This is a genomic window from Microcoleus sp. FACHB-68, from assembly GCF_014695715.1.
In the GTDB taxonomy this organism is placed as follows: Bacteria; Cyanobacteriota; Cyanobacteriia; order Cyanobacteriales; family Oscillatoriaceae; genus FACHB-68.
This window is the reverse complement of sequence record NZ_JACJOT010000008.1, coordinates 475702-493131: the sequence shown is the minus strand read 5'-3', so window position 1 is coordinate 493131 and position 17430 is coordinate 475702. Positions and strand designations below refer to the sequence as shown.

General features: G+C 46.2%; 14 protein-coding genes. 8 read left to right on the top strand and 6 right to left on the bottom strand.

Annotation, left to right across the window (positions count from 1 at the left end):
• Nucleotides 1-79 precede the first annotated feature (79 nt).
• On the bottom strand, nucleotides 80-931 hold the full coding sequence (locus H6F73_RS11050) for a methyltransferase domain-containing protein (RefSeq protein WP_190758812.1): 852 nt from the start codon (nucleotides 929-931) through the stop codon (nucleotides 80-82).
• 65 nt (nucleotides 932-996) lie between these two features.
• Here H6F73_RS11050 and H6F73_RS11045 point away from each other — a divergent pair, with 65 nt between their 5' ends.
• The 3 genes from H6F73_RS11045 (at nucleotide 997) to H6F73_RS11035 (ending at nucleotide 3903) form a co-directional block, all read left to right on the top strand.
• Nucleotides 997-1626, top strand: coding sequence for a TenA family protein (locus H6F73_RS11045; protein WP_190758811.1), 630 nt, complete (start codon nucleotides 997-999; stop codon nucleotides 1624-1626).
• Nucleotides 1627-1703: 77 nt separating this feature from the next.
• Complete coding sequence (locus H6F73_RS11040; RefSeq protein WP_190758810.1) at nucleotides 1704-3038, top strand: TrkH family potassium uptake protein; 1335 nt, start codon at nucleotides 1704-1706, stop codon at nucleotides 3036-3038.
• Between the two features lie 169 nt (nucleotides 3039-3207).
• Nucleotides 3208-3903, top strand: a complete 696-nt coding sequence (locus H6F73_RS11035) for an NAD-binding protein (protein ID WP_190758809.1) — start codon at nucleotides 3208-3210, stop codon at nucleotides 3901-3903.
• Nucleotides 3904-3942: 39 nt separating this feature from the next.
• On the opposite strand, the gene H6F73_RS11030 is transcribed toward H6F73_RS11035, so the two are convergent.
• Nucleotides 3943-5238, bottom strand: a complete 1296-nt coding sequence (locus H6F73_RS11030) for a tetratricopeptide repeat protein (protein ID WP_190758808.1) — start codon at nucleotides 5236-5238, stop codon at nucleotides 3943-3945.
• Between the two features lie 507 nt (nucleotides 5239-5745).
• Here H6F73_RS11030 and H6F73_RS11025 point away from each other — a divergent pair.
• Entirely contained in the window at nucleotides 5746-6351 is a 606-nt protein-coding gene (locus H6F73_RS11025) for a sulfite oxidase-like oxidoreductase (RefSeq protein ID WP_190758807.1), read from the top strand.
• A gap of 67 nt (nucleotides 6352-6418) precedes the next feature.
• On the opposite strand, the gene H6F73_RS11020 is transcribed toward H6F73_RS11025, so the two are convergent.
• Nucleotides 6419-7795 carry an aldehyde dehydrogenase gene (locus H6F73_RS11020; RefSeq protein WP_190758806.1) on the bottom strand — a complete coding sequence of 459 codons (1377 nt, stop codon included), beginning with the start codon at nucleotides 7793-7795 and terminating at the stop codon, nucleotides 6419-6421.
• 226 nt (nucleotides 7796-8021) lie between these two features.
• Between H6F73_RS11020 and H6F73_RS11015 the strand changes: the two genes are divergently transcribed.
• The 4 genes from H6F73_RS11015 (at nucleotide 8022) to H6F73_RS11000 (ending at nucleotide 13234) form a co-directional block, all read left to right on the top strand.
• Nucleotides 8022-8177: a hypothetical protein gene (locus tag H6F73_RS11015; RefSeq protein WP_190758805.1), complete on the top strand. Its 156-nt coding sequence runs from the start codon at nucleotides 8022-8024 to the stop codon at nucleotides 8175-8177.
• 345 nt (nucleotides 8178-8522) lie between these two features.
• Nucleotides 8523-11051: an AAA-like domain-containing protein gene (locus tag H6F73_RS11010; protein WP_190758804.1), complete on the top strand. Its 2529-nt coding sequence runs from the start codon at nucleotides 8523-8525 to the stop codon at nucleotides 11049-11051.
• Between the two features lie 181 nt (nucleotides 11052-11232).
• Nucleotides 11233-12708, top strand: coding sequence for a 9,9'-di-cis-zeta-carotene desaturase (gene zds, locus H6F73_RS11005; protein ID WP_190758803.1), 1476 nt, complete (start codon nucleotides 11233-11235; stop codon nucleotides 12706-12708).
• A 73-nt stretch (nucleotides 12709-12781) separates the two neighbouring features.
• Nucleotides 12782-13234, top strand: coding sequence for an SRPBCC family protein (locus H6F73_RS11000; protein WP_190758802.1), 453 nt, complete (start codon nucleotides 12782-12784; stop codon nucleotides 13232-13234).
• A gap of 412 nt (nucleotides 13235-13646) precedes the next feature.
• Here the strand turns inward: H6F73_RS11000 and H6F73_RS10995 are convergent, their stop codons facing one another.
• The 3 genes from H6F73_RS10995 to cobQ all read right to left on the bottom strand — a co-directional run bounded on the left by H6F73_RS10995 (nucleotide 13647) and on the right by cobQ (nucleotide 17404).
• Nucleotides 13647-15545 carry a WD40 repeat domain-containing protein gene (locus H6F73_RS10995; RefSeq protein WP_190758801.1) on the bottom strand — a complete coding sequence of 633 codons (1899 nt, stop codon included), beginning with the start codon at nucleotides 15543-15545 and terminating at the stop codon, nucleotides 13647-13649.
• A gap of 66 nt (nucleotides 15546-15611) precedes the next feature.
• Complete coding sequence (locus H6F73_RS10990; protein WP_190758800.1) at nucleotides 15612-15851, bottom strand: 2Fe-2S iron-sulfur cluster-binding protein; 240 nt, start codon at nucleotides 15849-15851, stop codon at nucleotides 15612-15614.
• A gap of 83 nt (nucleotides 15852-15934) precedes the next feature.
• Nucleotides 15935-17404 (bottom strand): cobyric acid synthase CobQ, encoded by a 1470-nt coding sequence (gene cobQ, locus H6F73_RS10985; protein WP_190758799.1) that lies wholly within the window; start codon nucleotides 17402-17404, stop codon nucleotides 15935-15937.
• Between the last annotated feature and the right edge of the window lie 26 nt (nucleotides 17405-17430).

The window sequence follows — 17430 nt, the reverse complement described above, 5'->3', positions numbered from 1 at the left end:
GGGCAGAAACAAGCTCAAAGCAGCCGGCTAAGGCTAAGGATCAAAATCACGGACTGATTCAGGGATGACATCGCTTAAGTTAGGATTTAGTCGCAGACAGTAAGCCAAATCGAACTAACCCGCGTTCATAGCCGCGACTCATGAGATGGAGAGAAAGCGCTGCTTCAATGGTTGACCAACCGGAGGTGAGCAAACCGAAAATCGCAGCGGGGTTGAAGGCTGAATCAATCACAACATCCCAGAAAGGTGCCACGGCGGCTGACCAATCGGCGGTACGGATATTTTGAAATTTCTGCTGTTGAGCGATTTCTTCATAGTCTGGCAGCGAAATCACATAGGGCAAACGATAAACGCGGTAAATCTCCTCTAAGTGTTTTCGCTCATCGGCTGTCAGCGGGCCGGCAGGTTCATCGGTAGGCCGGTGACACCAGGTAACAAAGATCAAGGTTCCTCCCGGCTTCAGGACTCGATAGCATTCTTGTAAAAATTTCTGCTTATCTGCCATGTGTTCGCCACTTTCCAGCGACCAGACTAAATCAAAAGAATCGTCTGTAAAGGGCATATTCAGGGCATCTGCCACTTGAAATTGCGTTGTTTCACCTAATCCGGCAGCTTGGGCGCGTTCGGTTGCCCGACCGGCTTGTACAGGACTGAGGGTGATGCCAGTGGCGGAGGCGTTGAACTTTTGCGCTAAATAAAGGGTGCTGCCCCCTATTCCGCAGCCCACATCAAGAATTTTTTGGGCTGACTTGACTTGCGCCCATTTCAGCAATTCCTCAATTAAATCAATTTGAGCCTGCCGGCGCTCTTTTTTCCAGGTGCCACTTGGCCCATAGTAACCGTGGTGCATATGCTCTCCCCAAATTTGCTCCCACAAACCGGAAGAGGCATCGTAAAATTGTTGAATTTGCTGATTCAGAGTTGAGGTCATCGGCGATTTTAGATTTTAGATTGTAAATTTTAGATTAATCTAAAATCCCTAATCCCAAATTAGTCATGACGCTTTCTAGTGAACTGTGGCAAACCCATGAAGATTTAGCAGTAGCTTGCCTGGAACATCCGTTTGTGCAAGGAATTGCCACCGGCACTCTGCCCAAAAGCCGGTTTGCCTATTACGTCGGACAAGATGCTTTTTTCTTAGAAGCCTTTGCCCGCGCCTACAGCATTGCCGGGGCGAAAGCACCTGACTGGGAGGCGTTTGAAGTGTTCCACGCCCTTGCCGGCGGCGTTTTAGAAGAACTTAAGCTGCATCAAGGCTATGCAGCCGAGTGGGGCGTAGATTTGCGGGAAACCGAACCGGCACCGGCAACGCGCCGCTACACCGACTTTTTGATGGCTACTGCTTGGAGTCATGAAGCCGGTCTGATTGCAGCTGCGATGGCCCCGTGTATGCGGCTGTATACCTTTTTAGGCCGGCAAATCGCCAAAGATGGCATTCGGGATCATCCCTATGCCGGCTGGATTCGCACCTACAGTAGTCCGGAATTTGAGCCACTGGCCGAACAGCTAGAACGCTTGCTGGATCGCTATGCTGAACCGCTGCCGGCGACGCATTCGACTTATCGCTACGCCATGCTGTGCGAGCGAGATTTCTTTCAGGCAGCGTGGGAAAGTGCCGGTGATTAAAAAGAGATCACTCAGGAGTAAGCTTTATAAATATTCATTGAGTACCTGCCACTCAGATTCTCAACTACACTCGCTTCATGACAATCTCTAGAACGATTTGCTTAGGATTTTTGGCTCTTCTTGCCATTGGTACTATCCTGCTGACCCTGCCTTTCTCAACAAGTGATGGGACATGGAGCGATCCAGTCACAGCATTATTTACAACCACATCTTGCGTCTGTGTGACGGGTTTATCGGTGGTAGATGTTGGGAAGTTTTATTCGTTTTGGGGCCAGCTGATTATGGTTTGCCTCGTTCAGGTGGGCGGTTTAGGCTACATGACGGCCACAACCGTTCTGATCTTACTGGTGGGTCGGAAGTTGGGATTGCGAGATAAACTGGCAGTTCAACAATCTTTAGATCAGCCGGGGTTAGCCGGCGCTGGCGATTTAGTGCGCTCGATTATCGCCATGATTGTCATTATTGAAATCACTGGCATTTTCTTGCTGCTTCCTGCTTTTGTACCAGACTTCGGCTTCAGCCAGGGACTGTGGCTTTCAATCTTTCACAGCGTCAATGCTTTTAACAATGCTGGATTCAGTCTCTTTTCCAATAATTTGATCAATTATGTCAATTCTCCCTTAGTCAATTTTGTGATTAGCAGCCTGATTATCCTGGGAGGTATTGGCTATCAAGTCATTATGGAAGTATTTTTGTGGGTGCGAGATCGCCTATCCAAAAATCAAACCTGCATTGTTTTTTCTCTTAACTTTAAGGTCGTTACAAGTACAACCCTTTTTCTGTTAATAGTAGGAACAATCGGCTTTTTTCTCACAGAATTCAACAATCCAGGAACCTTTGCGCCTTTAAGCTTCGGCAATAAGATCATGGCAGCTTGGTTTCAATCCGTCGTGCCGCGCACAGCAGGGTTTAATACCGTTGACTATGGGAAAATGACCAACGCCGGCCTGTGGCTTACGATTGCCCTGATGTTTATGGGTGCCAGTCCCGGCAGCACCGGCGGCGGAATTAAAACAACCACCGTCAGGATTTTATTCAACTGCACCAAAGCGGTGCTCCAAGGGAAAGAAGAAGTGCTGGCTTATCAGCGCCAGATCCCACCCGCACTGATTTTGAAAGCGGTTGCTGTACAGGTCGGTTCAATGCTGGTGGTGATTATTGCAACCGTTTTAATTGCCCTGTTTGACAAAAATATCGGATTTATCGATATTCTGCTTGAGGTTGTGTCGGCGTTTGCTACGGTTGGCCTGTCTACCGGCATCACCGCTAAACTTTCACTGTTCCCTGAACTGGTTATAATCACCACAATGTACATCGGTCGGGTCGGGATATTGCTCTTAATGAGTGCAATTCTGGGAGACCCCAAACCCAGCGCGATCCGCTATCCAGAAGAGAATTTGTTGGTGGGGTAGCGAGAACGCTCTCAGGCTTTTGATACAATTTTTAATAGAGACTCCCACCTTCTGCCGGCATAGACAACGAGAACATGAAACGCTTTCTGCTCCCCTATCCCGCTCCCCCTCTGCCTTTTCTCCACTGTTTTCAAGGTTAGTTTTTCAAGATTAGTTTCAGGTGCTTGGCGTGAATTTATCGTCTTTAGGTTTCTTCCGCAGTCTTCGTACAGAGAACAAACAATTTGCCGTGGTAGGCTTAGGCCGGTTTGGTCGAGCTGTTTCTGCAACACTGCATGGCTTGGGATATGAAGTGTTAGGTGTGGATTCTGATGAAAAGCGAGTAGCGCAAGCCATGAGCGATCAAATCGCTGCTCATGCCTTGCAATTAGACAGCACAGACCCTAGTGCCCTTAAGCAGGCAGGCGTCTTTGAGTTTGATACAGTCATTGTGGCGATTGGCAATTATGTTGAGGAAAGCGTAATTACCGCCCTTAACCTCAAGGAAGGCGGTGTTCCTCATGTGGTGGCAAAGGCATCTTCTGAAATTCATGAAAAACTTCTGAAGAAAGTCGGGGCAGATCATGTAATATTTCCAGAACATGAGATGGGCTGTACTTTGGCGAGAACGCTGACCAAACCTAGCATTCTCGACCGTTTTGAGTTAGACCCTGATAACAGTATTGTCGAACTTATTGTTCCGGAGGAATTTCACGGCAAAACGATTGCAGAACTCCAACTTCGTAGCCGGTATGGTCTGAATTTGCTCGCGGTGAGTCATGATAACAAGTTTGAGATTAACCCATCACCTAACACGCGCCTGAAAAGGGGAACAGCGGCGGTGGTGATCGGCTGTAACAAAGATATCAATCGCTTACCGATTTAAATTTAACGCTTGCTGCTTTCCCTAAATAAAATGGCTGCCTTACTGCTGCAAGGCATTCCCTAAATTTAGGTAAGCTTCGGCAAAGTTTGGATCGAGACGAACGGCTTCTTTCCATGCGGAGATCGCTTCCCCTCGTTGGCCGGTTTGAGAGAAAGCAATTCCTAAATTGTTATAAAGTTGGGGGGTTGGAAAATTCAGGCGAAGGGCTTCTCGATAGGCAGTGATCGCTTGCGGATACTGGCGCTGTTGCATAAAAGCATCTCCCAGGTTTTTACGCACTTCGCCTGCGTTTGGGTCAAGCCTTGCCGCTTCTTGCCATTCGGTAATCGCTTGTGCTAACTGCCCCCCACCGGCAAGCTGTATGCCCAATTGGTTACGCGCTTCTGCTAGCTGAGGATTGAGCTGTAGGGCTAAGCCCGGTTGAGCTGCGATTGCTGCTTGGTAGGCTGTAATCGCCTCTTTTAACTGACCTTGCTGTTGCAGGAGCACTGCTAAATTTGCCTGCGCGTCTGCATTGTTAGGATTGAGGCGAATAACTGCCTGATAGGCTGCAATCGCTTCTCTTTGCCGGCCTAAATCTCGTAAGGTGTTGCCTAATTGATATTGAGCGATTGCTAAATTCGGATCGATAAGAGTTGCTTGTTGGAACGCTGCAACCGCCTCTGGCAGTTGGCGTTGCTGCAATAATACATTGCCTAAATTCAAGTAAGCGTTGGGCAACCGGGGATTGACATTAACCGCTTGCCTCAGTGCAATTACTGCTTCCACCGGCTGTCCTTGCGCTAGCAGAACCATTCCCAAGTTGTTGTAAGCTTCACCAAAGTAAGGATTGAGGCGGATCGCTTGTTGCAGCGCCTCCGTTGCCTCTAGCAATTGACCATTATCTGAGAGTGCCAGCCCTAAATTATAGTAAATCGGGGCATTGCGCGGCTCAAGGAGAAGTCCACTTTGATAGGCAACGATGGCGTCTGACAGCCGGCCTTGGGCTTTGAGGGCAACGCCTAAGTTATTGTAAAATTTGCCGGCGTTGGGATTGAGGCGAATCGCTTCTTGATAAGCAGCGATTGCTTCATTGAGCCGGTTTTGGGCTTTTAAAGTATTTCCAAATTGATTTTGAACCTCTGCATCCCTCAAATCTTTGATAGATTGGGCGAGTGTGTTCTCAGGGGCAGAGGGGGAGAGAGATTGATTGCTCGAATCAACCCGCGAAATGGTATTTTCTTGGTTGAATAGATTTACCGGCACCTGGAAAGCTAGGGCAGGATTTTGGGACACTGAACCGGCACAAAGGAAGCCGGCAACCAGAACATAAATCCGTTGATGTATTTCAGACATAGATCGCAGTATTATGCACTCTGAGTTTTATATCCAATTTGACTTGAATTTACTTGTGATTGTGTCGTCAACTTCTGCTTTGAATTAGATTTTCTTCCAATGCCAGGAATTGAGCAGAATTTTCCTAAGCAAGTTTCAAAATTCTCTTCTTTGCTTTGAGTCAATCTCTCTTAAGATATATTCTTAATCGAAAGAAATCAATAATTTATCAAAATTTATGAAATTAAACCTATTATAATCAGGGATGATTTAATTTCGAGATTAGAAAAATTTTCTATAAAACTTTAATCTAATTTTTATAATTTAAAAGTTTTAATAAAAAAGTATAATTTGGAAAAATGTGACGTATAGTTGTATATTCTGAACGTTAATATTAAGGATTTTATAAAGAGTGAAATCTGCTTAAAAAGCAGCAGCAACTCATTGGCAACAGCTTAGAGGAAGAAGTTTGGCCGGCTATCGCGCGTTATACTGGACTTTAAGTAAGTAGTTAAGAACCATTTAACGATGCTGGGTAAATTTTTCAAAAAGCCAGATGCAGAACAAAGTGATCGCGTTCCTCCTGGGCAATATTTAACCAAAGGATTTCCGGTATTGACTTATGGCGACACCCCCCATGTCACCATTGAAGACTGGGAATTTAAAGTCTGGGGTTTAGCGAAACCGGCAACCTTTAGCTGGGATGACTTTATGGCGATGCCTCAAAGCAACTTCACAGCAGATTTTCACTGTGTTACCCGCTGGTCAAAATTGGATGTGCAGTGGACAGGGGTTAAGGTGACAGACTTCATGAAGCATATTGAAGTAGATCCGAAAGCCGTTCACCTGATGGAACACTGCTATGGCGGCTACACGACTAACATTCCGCTAGAAGATTTCCTGCGAGAGGAGAATTTTTTCGCCCATACTGTATTTGGCGAACCGCTGCCGGCAGAACACGGGGGTCCTCTACGGCTTGTTGTGCCTCATCTTTATGCTTGGAAAAGTGCCAAATGGATTAATGGGCTGCAATTTCTAGATAAGGAACAATCGGGCTTTTGGGAACGCAATGGCTACCACCGGCGCGGTGAACCTTGGGCTGAGGAACGTTATAGTGGTTTGTTCGGTTCTTAGGAAAAATTAAGTAATTTTTAACCACAGATGAACGAAAGGCAATTTATGTTTATCTGTGGTTATTTTATTACCCAATAATCTTTTTGAGCAAATCCAATTTTCCTTGATAAGGGGCGTATCGCCAGTCAAGATCGAGGAGAAAGGATCTTTTCAACACGCTTTTCTGATGGGAAAAGGTATCAAAGCTGGCTTTGCCGTGATAGCTACCGATGCCGCTATTACCAACGCCGCCAAAGGGTAATTCTGAGACGCCAACCTGCATGACGGTGTCGTTTATGCAAACACCCCCGGATGAAGTTTCTTGCAAGACTCGCTGTTGTTTTTCTTTGTTTTTGGAGAAAAGATAAAGGGCTAAAGGTTTGGGTCGGTCGTTTATTTTGGTAATAGCATCGGTTAAATCTGTGTATTCAAGCACCGGCAGAATGGGGCCAAAGATTTCGTCTTCCATAATGGGGGCATCCCAGGAAACTTGATCAATGACTGTGGGGGCGATGTAACGATCTTCTCGGTTGGTTTTACCGCCGGTGATAATTTCACCATCTTTTAGCAAGCCGGCTAGCCGATCAAATTGTTTTGGGTTAATAATTCTGCCATAGTCTGGGCTTTTGGCCGGATCTTCACCGTAAAATTCTTTAATGCAGTTTTCGATTCCCGCGAGTAAATCTTTTTTGATGCTTCGATCCACTAACAGATAATCGGGGGCGATGCACGTTTGGCCGGTATTGATGAATTTACCCCAAACGATGCGTTTTGCGGTGTGTTCGAGGTTAACTTCGGTATCGACAATGCACGGGGTTTTGCCGCCTAATTCTAGTGTCACCGGCGTTAAGTTTTTAGCCGCTGCCTCCATAACGATTTGCCCGATTTTTGTGCCGCCGGTGAAAAAGATGTGATCGAACTTTTCGGCGAGTAGCTGTTGGCTGGTTTCGACGCCGCCTTCAACGACTGCTATATAAGCCGGTTCAAAGGTTTTTTCAATGATTTCACGAACGACCCGCGAGGTATTGGCAGCCATTTCGGATGGTTTGATCGTTGCACAGTTGCCGGCAGAAATCGCACCAACTAAGGGAGAAATCATTAACTGAAATGGATAATTCCAAGGCCCAATAATCAGCACAACTCCCAGCGGTTCTGGGTAAATTTGGGCAGATGAGGGGAATAAATCAATGGAGGTGGAGACTTTTTTTGGCTTAACCCAAGATTTAATGTTTTTCAGGGCGTAGTCAATTTCTCGAATGACACCAATTTCCGTGGCATACGCCTCAAATGTCGGTTTGTTCAAGTCAGCTTTAAGGGCGTCCATAATAGCGGTTTTATTATCTAAAACTGCTTGTTTGAGACGCTTGAGTTGTTCAATGCGAAAAGCTAAGTCTTTGGTTTTGCCGGCAGCAAAAAACTGGCGTTGCTGACGGATGATGTCACTGACAGGTAATTGGGTTAGCATCCTCTTTCCTCAATACGATCTGACCTAAAGTTATGTGAATAAAGCGCATTTACTAAGTCCATCACTTCCATTGTAGAGATCGATTATGATTGAGTGCGATGGCACGGGCGAATTAGCGAGACAATCGGGTTAAGCGGGTGATGGTAATGGAGAAAAGTAATTTTGTTTATAGGTGTTTAATAATACCACATAGAAATTGCTTTGTCTAGCACCATCAGGGTTATAAATGCTTTCAAAAGCCTGCAATAGCTGCTATCCAGCAGCCATGCAAGAAGTGGTGACTGCCAAAGAATGGATCTATTTGCCGGCAGCGCCAGCGTTTAAATTGCACATCATGAAGTTAGCAGGTCTACAAGGCAATGAGATGCCTCAAAGGGGTTGAGACTGCCAGGATTTCCGCTATTGCCTTAAACTTAAAATTCTAATTTATAACAATGATTAATCAAGCGTAATCATCCAGATAAAAATTGCGGCTGGATGCGTTCAGTAAGGCATCTTTAATGCCAAAAGAGCCGATTTTGGCAGGATGGCATTTTCAAATATTAGTTTTTGGCTAGAATTTTCGATAAAATAATCCCTTGTTACTCATGACACCCATTGGGGTGGAAGGTTAGACTCTACTTTGGAGGAGATCGCTTCTCACCAAGCTTGTCGTCTAAAAACGACAGCCGGAGTGCGATGTTATGTTATCTCTGCTTTGCCTAACCAATTCAGTATCAGTGCATCTATGACAACAAAAAACAGTTTAGCCTGCGACTACCAAGTCGGAGGGAGTTTAGCAGCCAATGCACCAACCTATGTGCAGCGGCAAGCGGACTTGGATCTCTATGCGGGGTTGAAAGCCGGGGAGTTTTGTTATGTGTTCAATTCCCGGCAGATGGGTAAATCGAGTTTGCGGGTAAGAACGATGCGCCGGCTGCAACTCGAAGGGATCGCCTGTGCTGCCATTGACTTGACGAAGATCGGCTGTCAAAATCTTACCCCGCTACAGTGGTATGCCGGCATTATTCGCTCCTTAGCAATCGGTTTCAATCTTGCGGGTAAAATTAATTTACGGGAGTGGTGGCGCGAACGTGATTTGCTCTCGCCGGCGCAACGATTCAGCGAATTTATCGAACAGGTTGTTTTAACACAATTTTCTCAAAACATCGTTATTTTTGTCGATGAAATTGACAGCATTCTCAGCTTAAATTTTCGAGTTGATGATTTTTTTGCGGCGATTCGTCTTTGTTATAATTATCGCGCCGATCATCCCGACTACAACCGCCTTACGTTTGCTTTACTGGGTTCCGCCAAGCCTTCGGAGTTAATCAAAGATAAAAATCGCACCCCATTTAATATCGGTCGAGCAATTCAACTTACAGGCTTTCAACTGCCGGAAAGTTTGCCTTTAGTCCAAGGATTAACTCAGAAAGCCAACAACCCCCAGGCCGTGGTTCAAGAAATATTGAATTGGACGGGGGGGCAACCTTTTCTCACTCAAAAGCTTTGCCAACTGGTGACGACGTTACCTTTTTATATTCCAGCCGGCTGCGAAGCTGAATGGGTAGAAAATTTAGTGCGAACCCGCATTATTGAAACCTGGGAAGCGCAGGATGAACCGGAACATTTGAAAACAATCCGGGATCGCCTTCTGGAAAGTCGCAACAGCACCAGCCGGCTTCTATTGCTCTACCGAGAAATTTTGCTGAATGGCGAAATTACGGCTGAGGAAACACCAGAACAGATAGAGTTGCGACTATCGGGATTAGTAGTCAAAGACAAGAACAAGTTAATCGTATATAATCGCATTTATGAATCCATTTTTAATGGAAGCTGGGTAGAAAAAGAAATTGAAAATCTGCGAAATGAAGGAGCCACCGGCAATAAAAGATTAAGCTCTGGAAGTTATGAGTTTTTGAGTGCCGCTCAAAAACAAGCTTTAACGAGCAAAAAATTAGCTCCTCCCAAATCCCATCAATTTGCAGATGCTAAAGTTGCTGAAAACCGGCGCACGAGCAGTGATGAGCAAATATTATACGATCACCTGCTTTACACAGTACAAATTGAATCACCAAGCCAATCGATAGAGCGCTTTCGCAAGCTGTTTATCGACGGCACAGAATACTCGGATACAGAGATTGCAGAAGCGCTTGACAGGATTATCAATAGCTTACGCAATGATCAAGACTTTAAGTATATTCTCAACCGCTGTTGCCACATCCTAATTAACCGCTGGCAAATGCACTCCCAACAGCAATCTGTTGTTGCTGATGTGGTTGCTTTATTTAAGGATTCTCCCGCATTTAATAGAGCGCAGACTACTCGTTCTAAATCAATCAAACGCTTGCGAGAACAGATATCTTTATTTACAAAGAGTGAGGAATACCAGACATTACAACGCTTAATTCAAGTGGTATCAGACAGTCCGGAAAGTGAGACTAAACCCGTTAATACTTCTCTGGGACGAATGATTTCTCGCTATCCTTACTTATACACCCATTCTCTTTTAAGTCAAGATAGCTCTTACGAACATCAGCAAACAATTCGCCAAATTCAATCTGAAAAGCAGTGGCAGTTTGAAGTCAATCTTTCTCATTATGTAACTTACTTGGTAAGGCGAGTGCAAGTTGCGGCTAAGGCTTCTTCAACCAAAGCGGCACGAATTATACAGCCGGTGCCAAACCCCACCCTGCTAAGTGATCGGGAACTGTATTTGGCTTTAAAGCAATTTGTTGGAAAAATTGAAGGCTCTTATACTTACCGAGACTTGGCTCAAGTCTTCTTGACTCATACAAGCCAAACTCCATCTTACCGGGATTTTAAAGCCGATTTATACGAATACTTGATCGCTTCCATTGAACCCGAATACGGAAAGCGCCAGTTTAACAGCCGATTGTCTAAACAACTGAAAAATACCTGTCCAGAAAGTGATTCTCACAAATTAAACGACTTTTTACTAATGCGAACTTGCACTCAGTTGTTTAATTTTCTAGTAGTGGAAAGTCCGCAATCTCCAAACCACTATGTTTTTATCGATCTGATTTCTAATATTGGCCCTCTGGGAACCACGAGTTTGCTGCTGAAGATTGTGCTGCTTTCCCGCCATGTCAAACCTTATCTGGAAAAACGATTGTCTATTCTGTTTAACCATTATGAATCTCACAAAGTTAATGAAATTTTGTGGTTTGTGAAATCTTTGGAAAATTTAAATGTTGCTTTGGTGATTAATTTTGGCTCGGTGGATCTTTCGTTTATTAAGCAGCATATTTTGTAAGGTTTGTCAATAGCCGAAACTAGGGTGCCATCTTCACGCGCTGCGAGGAAAGCAACTAAGGATTTTTACTCACTTGTCTGCCTGATTCCATGAGATGCGGGTTCATTAAGCAGCATAATCAGCATTTCTCAATTCCCCATTCCAATTAAAATATGTAAAGAAATTCAACAGGACAGGCAGAATGCGAGTAGCGATCGTCGGCGCGGGACTGGCAGGGATGGCCACGGCAGTCGATTTAGTCGATGCCGGCCACGAAGTCGAAATCTTTGAGTCTCGGCCTTTTGTGGGTGGCAAAGTAGGCAGTTGGGTTGACCCCGAAGGCAACCACGTTGAAATGGGGTTGCACGTCTTTTTCGGCTGCTACTACCAGCTGTTTGATTTGATGAAGAAGGTGGGTGCACTGGACAGCTTGCTTTTGAAGGAGCACACCCACATTTTTATCAATCGGGGTGGCGTCACCGGCGCTTTAGACTTCCGCTTCTTCACCGGCGCACCTTTTCACGGTCTTAAAGCCTTTTTCACCACCTCTCAACTCTCCTTGCAAGATAAATTTCACAATTCCCTTGCACTCAGCACCAGCCCTATCGTTCGGGGTCTGATTGACTTTGAGGGGGCAATGAAAACCATCCGCGAACTGGATCGCATCAGTTTTGCCGATTGGTTCCGCAAGCAAGGCGGGAACGATGGCAGTCTCAAGCGGATGTGGAACCCCATCGCTTACGCATTGGGTTTTATTGATTGCGAAAATATTTCTGCCCGGTGTATGTTGACCATTTTCCAGTTTTTCGCAGCCAAAACCGAAGCATCGGTGTTGCGAATGCTGGAAGGTTCGCCGAATGAGTATTTACACAAACCGATTGTTAACTATATAGAGGCGCGGGGCGGTAAAATTCATACGCGGCGCAGGGTTCGGGACGTGTTCTTTGAAGATGCCGGCGGGGAAACGCGCGTCACCGGCATTGTGGTGGCAGCCGGCGAAACGGAAGAAACTATCACCGCCGATGCTTATGTATTCGCCTGCGATGTCCCCGGCATTCAGAAGATTTTGCCGCAAGCATGGCGCAAATGGCCAGAGTTTGACAATATTTATAAGTTGGATACGGTGCCGGTGGCAACGGTGCAACTGAGGTTTGATGGCTGGGTAACAGAACTAGAAGACGCGGAAAAGCGCACACAACTGAAGGAAGCCGCAGGAATCGATAATTTGCTTTATACAGCCGATGCCGATTTCTCCTGTTTTGCAGATTTGGCGTTAACCAGTCCGGGAGATTACTACCGGCCAGGGCAAGGTTCTCTGTTACAGTTAGTGCTGACGCCAGGAGATCCGTTTATTAAAGAAAGCAACGAGGCGATCGCCCAGCACGTTCTCAAGCAAGTTCATGACCTTTTCCCATCTTCACGAGAGCTGAACATGACCTGGTACAGTGTGGTGAAGCTGGCACAATCGCTGTATCGGGAAGCACCGGGAATGGACCCTTACCGTCCGCCGCAAAAGACGCCGGTTGCCAATTTCTTTTTAGCCGGCAGCTACACGCAGCAAGATTATATCGATAGCATGGAAGGTGCGACAATTTCTGGACGCCAAGCGGCAAGGGCGATTTTGGATAATGCACAAAACATTATCTCGAAACCTCTAGTAAGTGCCGGGTTCAATTAACAAACTCACAAAAATGGGGATAGGAAATTTTTTATCCCCAGTCATCCATCCCTTATTTAAAATCTAAAATCGAATGTCTAATTGGTTAGAGCATAGTGTGCAAATAGAGGTAGCAGTTCCTATTGAACTGTCATGGAAACTCTGGTCTGATTTAGAGCAAATGCCACGATGGATGAAGTGGATTGACTCGGTGAAAATTTTGGAAGAAGACCCAGATTTATCTCGCTGGAAACTCGCCACCGGCAGTTTAGAATTTAGCTGGCTTTCCAAGATTACAAAGATAGTTCCCCATCAAATCATTCAGTGGGAATCTGTTGATGGTTTACCCAATCGAGGGGCCGTTCGTTTTTATGACCGGCACGGCAGCAGTATTGTTAAATTAACCATTTCCTACGCGATTCCGGGGATTCTCGGTCAGTTGATGGATAATTTATTTTTAGGTCGCGCTGTTGAATCCACGATTGAAGCGGATTTAGAGCGATTTCGAGAGTATGCCTTGCAGGCTCACGCCGACTCATCTATTTAGAGTTATAATTCCTATTTCATACACGAATTTAGGTTTACTTTCTCCGAACTAGCAGAACTTTGAACTGCTGATTTTATAAAGCCTGTTTTAATCCTAATGCTGCCAACGGAAAGTAACTGAGGGTGGTTATTTGAGATGCTTTAGGGTAAGTGAGCGAATTTTTTTAGGTGAGCTAAACTTTTTTTTGCGATAATTTTATCGTAAATTTATCTATTTTTTAGATGTTTAAAAAAATGCCTTATTTGCAAAAATTGTTTTTCTTACCGTAGATAAGATTAAAAGTTTAATGCGTTTAATTTTGGGTTTTTAAGATTTTTGCCATCGGTTCAATTATCAACCAATGTTTTTTAATTCGTTTAGTGGCGTCGATGGGGGAAATTATATCTGGGTGCAACAACACCGGCAGCTTGGGTTAAACCTGCCACAACCGCACCACCCCATCCATCCCAGCCGATGCGATCAGCTTGCCGTCGGGTGAGAAACCGGCATGAATCAACTGGGTATGGCCGGTTAACTGCCGCAGTTGTTTGCCACTGGCCACATCCCACACTCGCACACTCTCCCAACTCCCAGAAGCTAAAAGCTTGCCATCTGGGGAGAAAGCAACATTCTCCACGGCAAACTCATCTGTGCCGATCTGCCGCAGTTGGTTGCCGGTAGCCACATCCCACAACTGCAAAGTATTATCCTGTCCTCCGGATGCCAAAAGCTTGCCATTGGGCGAAAAGGCAACGCTGTTGATGTAATTGGAATGTCCTGTAAGCTGCCGTAGTAGAGTGCCGGTAGCTACGTCCCACAGTCGCACAATGCTATCCCAACACCCGGATGCCAGTAACTTGCCATCCGGGGAAAAGACAACGCTGATGACTAAATCCGTATGTCCGTCGAGAAGCCGCAGTTGAGTGCCGGCTGCCACATCCCACAGTCGTGCGGTATTATCTTCACCTCCGGATGCCAGCAGTTTGCCATCCGGGGAGAAAGCGAGGCTATTAATGGCTGCTGTATGTCCGCTGATCTGACGCAGTGAAGTGCCGGCATTTATATCCCACAGTCCCACCATGCCATTGCTGCTTCCCGATGCCAGTGTTTTGCCATCTGGCGACAGGGCAAGGCTGCTTAACGCAAACTCATATTTAGGGAACTGCCGCAGTTGTTTACCACTCGCCACATCCCACACTCGCAGGAAATTATCAACCGATACCAGGATCTTCCCATCGCGGGAAAAGGCAAATTCATTGACCCAATTTGTATAACCGGCAATTTGGTGCAGTTGGGTGCCGGTAGCTACATCCCACACTCGCACGCTGTTATCGCCACTTCCTGATGTTAATGTCTTGCCATCTGGGGAGAAGGCGACGCTATTTAGCCCAGACTCATGTCCAGTCAGTTGTTGCAATTGTTTGCCGGCAGTTACATCCCACACTCGCACCGTCTTATCCCCACTCCCTGATGCTACTAACTTGCCATCCGGGGAGAAGGTAAGACTACCGACTAAATCTGTATGTCCTTTGAACTGCTGCAATTGTTTGCCACTCGCCACATCCCAGACTCGCACACTCTTATCGTCAGCTGCTGATGCGACTGTCTTGCCATCTGGGGAGAAGGCGACGCTGTTTGCCCACCCCAAGCGTGTCGATCCACCTGTATTTGTATCAAACTGCCGCAGTTGAGTGCCGGCTTTTATATCCCACAGTCGCACAATGCCATCCCAACTCCCAGATGCCAGTAATTTGCTGTCGGGGGAGAAGTCGAGGCGACTAATTGAAGCGTTATGTCCTTTGAACTGTTGCAATTGCGTGCCGGCTGCTACATCCCACAGTCGCACAGTGGCATCGCCACTCCCGGACGCCAAAACTTTACTATTCGAGGAGAAGGCAAGGCTAGCCACCACATTGGTATGTCCGGTTAATTGCCGCAAAAGTGTGCCGGTGCGTAAATCCCATAAATAAATATCTGGCTTCCCACCTAATGCCAGCAACGTGCCATCCGCACTCACAGCACCGCACTCTGCAGGGCAATCGATTTCCCACAGTGCCTCGCCACTGATCATATTAAAGAGTGTTGCTCCGCCGGCAGCACACACAACCACTAACTCGTTACTTAAAGGAATCACATTACGGATGACACCACGCCCCAGCCGGCGCAGCATCCCCTGTGCTTTGAGTTGTGGCAAAACGAAATAGCCTCGGAGTTTGGTAACTTCAGCAGCTTGCCCTTTGTGCCGGCACAACAGGGTAAATAACAATGCCATCGGCATCAGAAGTACATCCCTGCGCCGCATTAAAAGTTTGCTTCCTGCCGCTGGTTGCATATTAAAACCCTGACTGTTTCCCCGTTTCTGCGTCTTACGGGTGCGCTTGTCTACTGATGATGATATCTACCAAGTTGGATCACTATAAAGATTGATGGTCAATTTTTCTCGACCCGGTGGAACGCCGGTGATGCAAGAACAAATCGTTGGCCCATCCTCAATTTCCACTTCGCAGGCGTGACAGGAACCCATCAGGCAGCCGGTGGGGATAGAAATGCCGGCACGTTCAGCGACATCCAAAATCGGTTCTCCAACTTCGGCTTCTACTGTTACATTATCCGGCAAAAATCGAATTAAAACGCTCATAATTTAACGATTAGCTATTCTCTCTCGACTCAAGAAAAGTTTGATAAAGGGGATAATTTTTCTTTTCCCCTAACTTTTTATGCTTACTGAGACAATATCGGAGTTAAATCTAAATGCTCTCCCACAACATTTGCCAGAGAGTCCAGTAAAGCTTCCCGTTGTTCGCGGTAGTTAGGGATGCCGGTGGGCAGAGATTTTAAACCCCTTTGCTGGCGCAGACGATTCAACCAAGCCCGCCGCCAAGGGCCGTTATCAAATAAACCGTGTAGATAAGTCCCCCAAACCGAGCGATCAGCATCAACAACCCCTAAATTCACATCATCAAACAGCGGGTTGATAATTTTATCATCTATGATTTGAGTGCGACCTTGATGAATTTCATATCCAATTACGGGTAAGCCAACTTGAGGCAAATTAGAAGTTACGTGCCGCTGACGGGCAATTTTTTGTGAAGTAATCATTGTTTTTAAGGGAAGCAATCCCAGCCCTTCATACCGGCCTTCCTGACCTTCGATTCCCTCTGGATCAGCTAACATTTGTCCCAGCATTTGATAGCCTCCGCAAATGCCCATGACAGTGCCGCCGGCTGCCACATAATTTTTAATTTCTTGGGCGAGTCCCGTTTGTTGCAGGACAAGCATATCGGCAATTGTTGTTTTAGAACCCGGAATAATTACGGCATCTGGATGCCCCAAAGATTGTTTAGGGCCAATATATTTCACCGTGACACTTGATTCGGCTTCCAGGGGGTCAAAATCCGTAAAATTAGAAATGCGAGGCAAGCGAATCACTGCGATTGTCAGTTCGCTATTAAGTTTCCGAGGCTGACGTTCTAATAAAGATAGAGAATCTTCGGCTGGGAAGAATTGGTCAATCCAGGGAATAACACCCAAAACAGGAATGCCGGTTCGCTTTTCTAACCAGGTAATACCCGGATCAAGGATTGATCGTTGTCCCCGAAACTTATTGATCACAACTCCGCGAATTAAAGCGCGTTCCTCTGGTTCCAGTAACTCTAACGTGCCAACAACATGAGCAAAAGCACCGCCTCTATCAATATCAACAACAAGCAGCGTTGGAGCGTTTAAATAACGAGCCACGCGCATATTTGTTAAGTCACGATGCTTGAGATTAATCTCAGCCGGACTACCGGCTCCCTCACAGATAATTAGGTCAAATTCGCCGGCTAATTGTTGTAAAGATTCCTCAATTGCCTGCCAACCTCTGTCAAAATACTGCTCGTAATAATCAGTCGCACTAACTTTCCCGACTGATTTCCCTTTAATAATTACTTGGGAAGTCATGTCGCCTTGAGGCTTCAATAAAATTGGGTTCATCTCCACCCAAGGCGTGACACCGGCAGCCCAAGCTTGCACCGCCTGAGCATAGCCGATCTCGCCACCGCTCGTCGTCACATAAGCATTTAAAGCCATGTTTTGACCTTTAAATGGCGTTACCCGCCAACCCCGCCGCGACAGAAGGCGACACAGGGCTGTTGTGATCGTAGATTTTCCTGCGTGGGATGTCGTGCCCACTACCATAATGGCTTTCATATAAACGTGAGGAGTGAGGAGTGAGC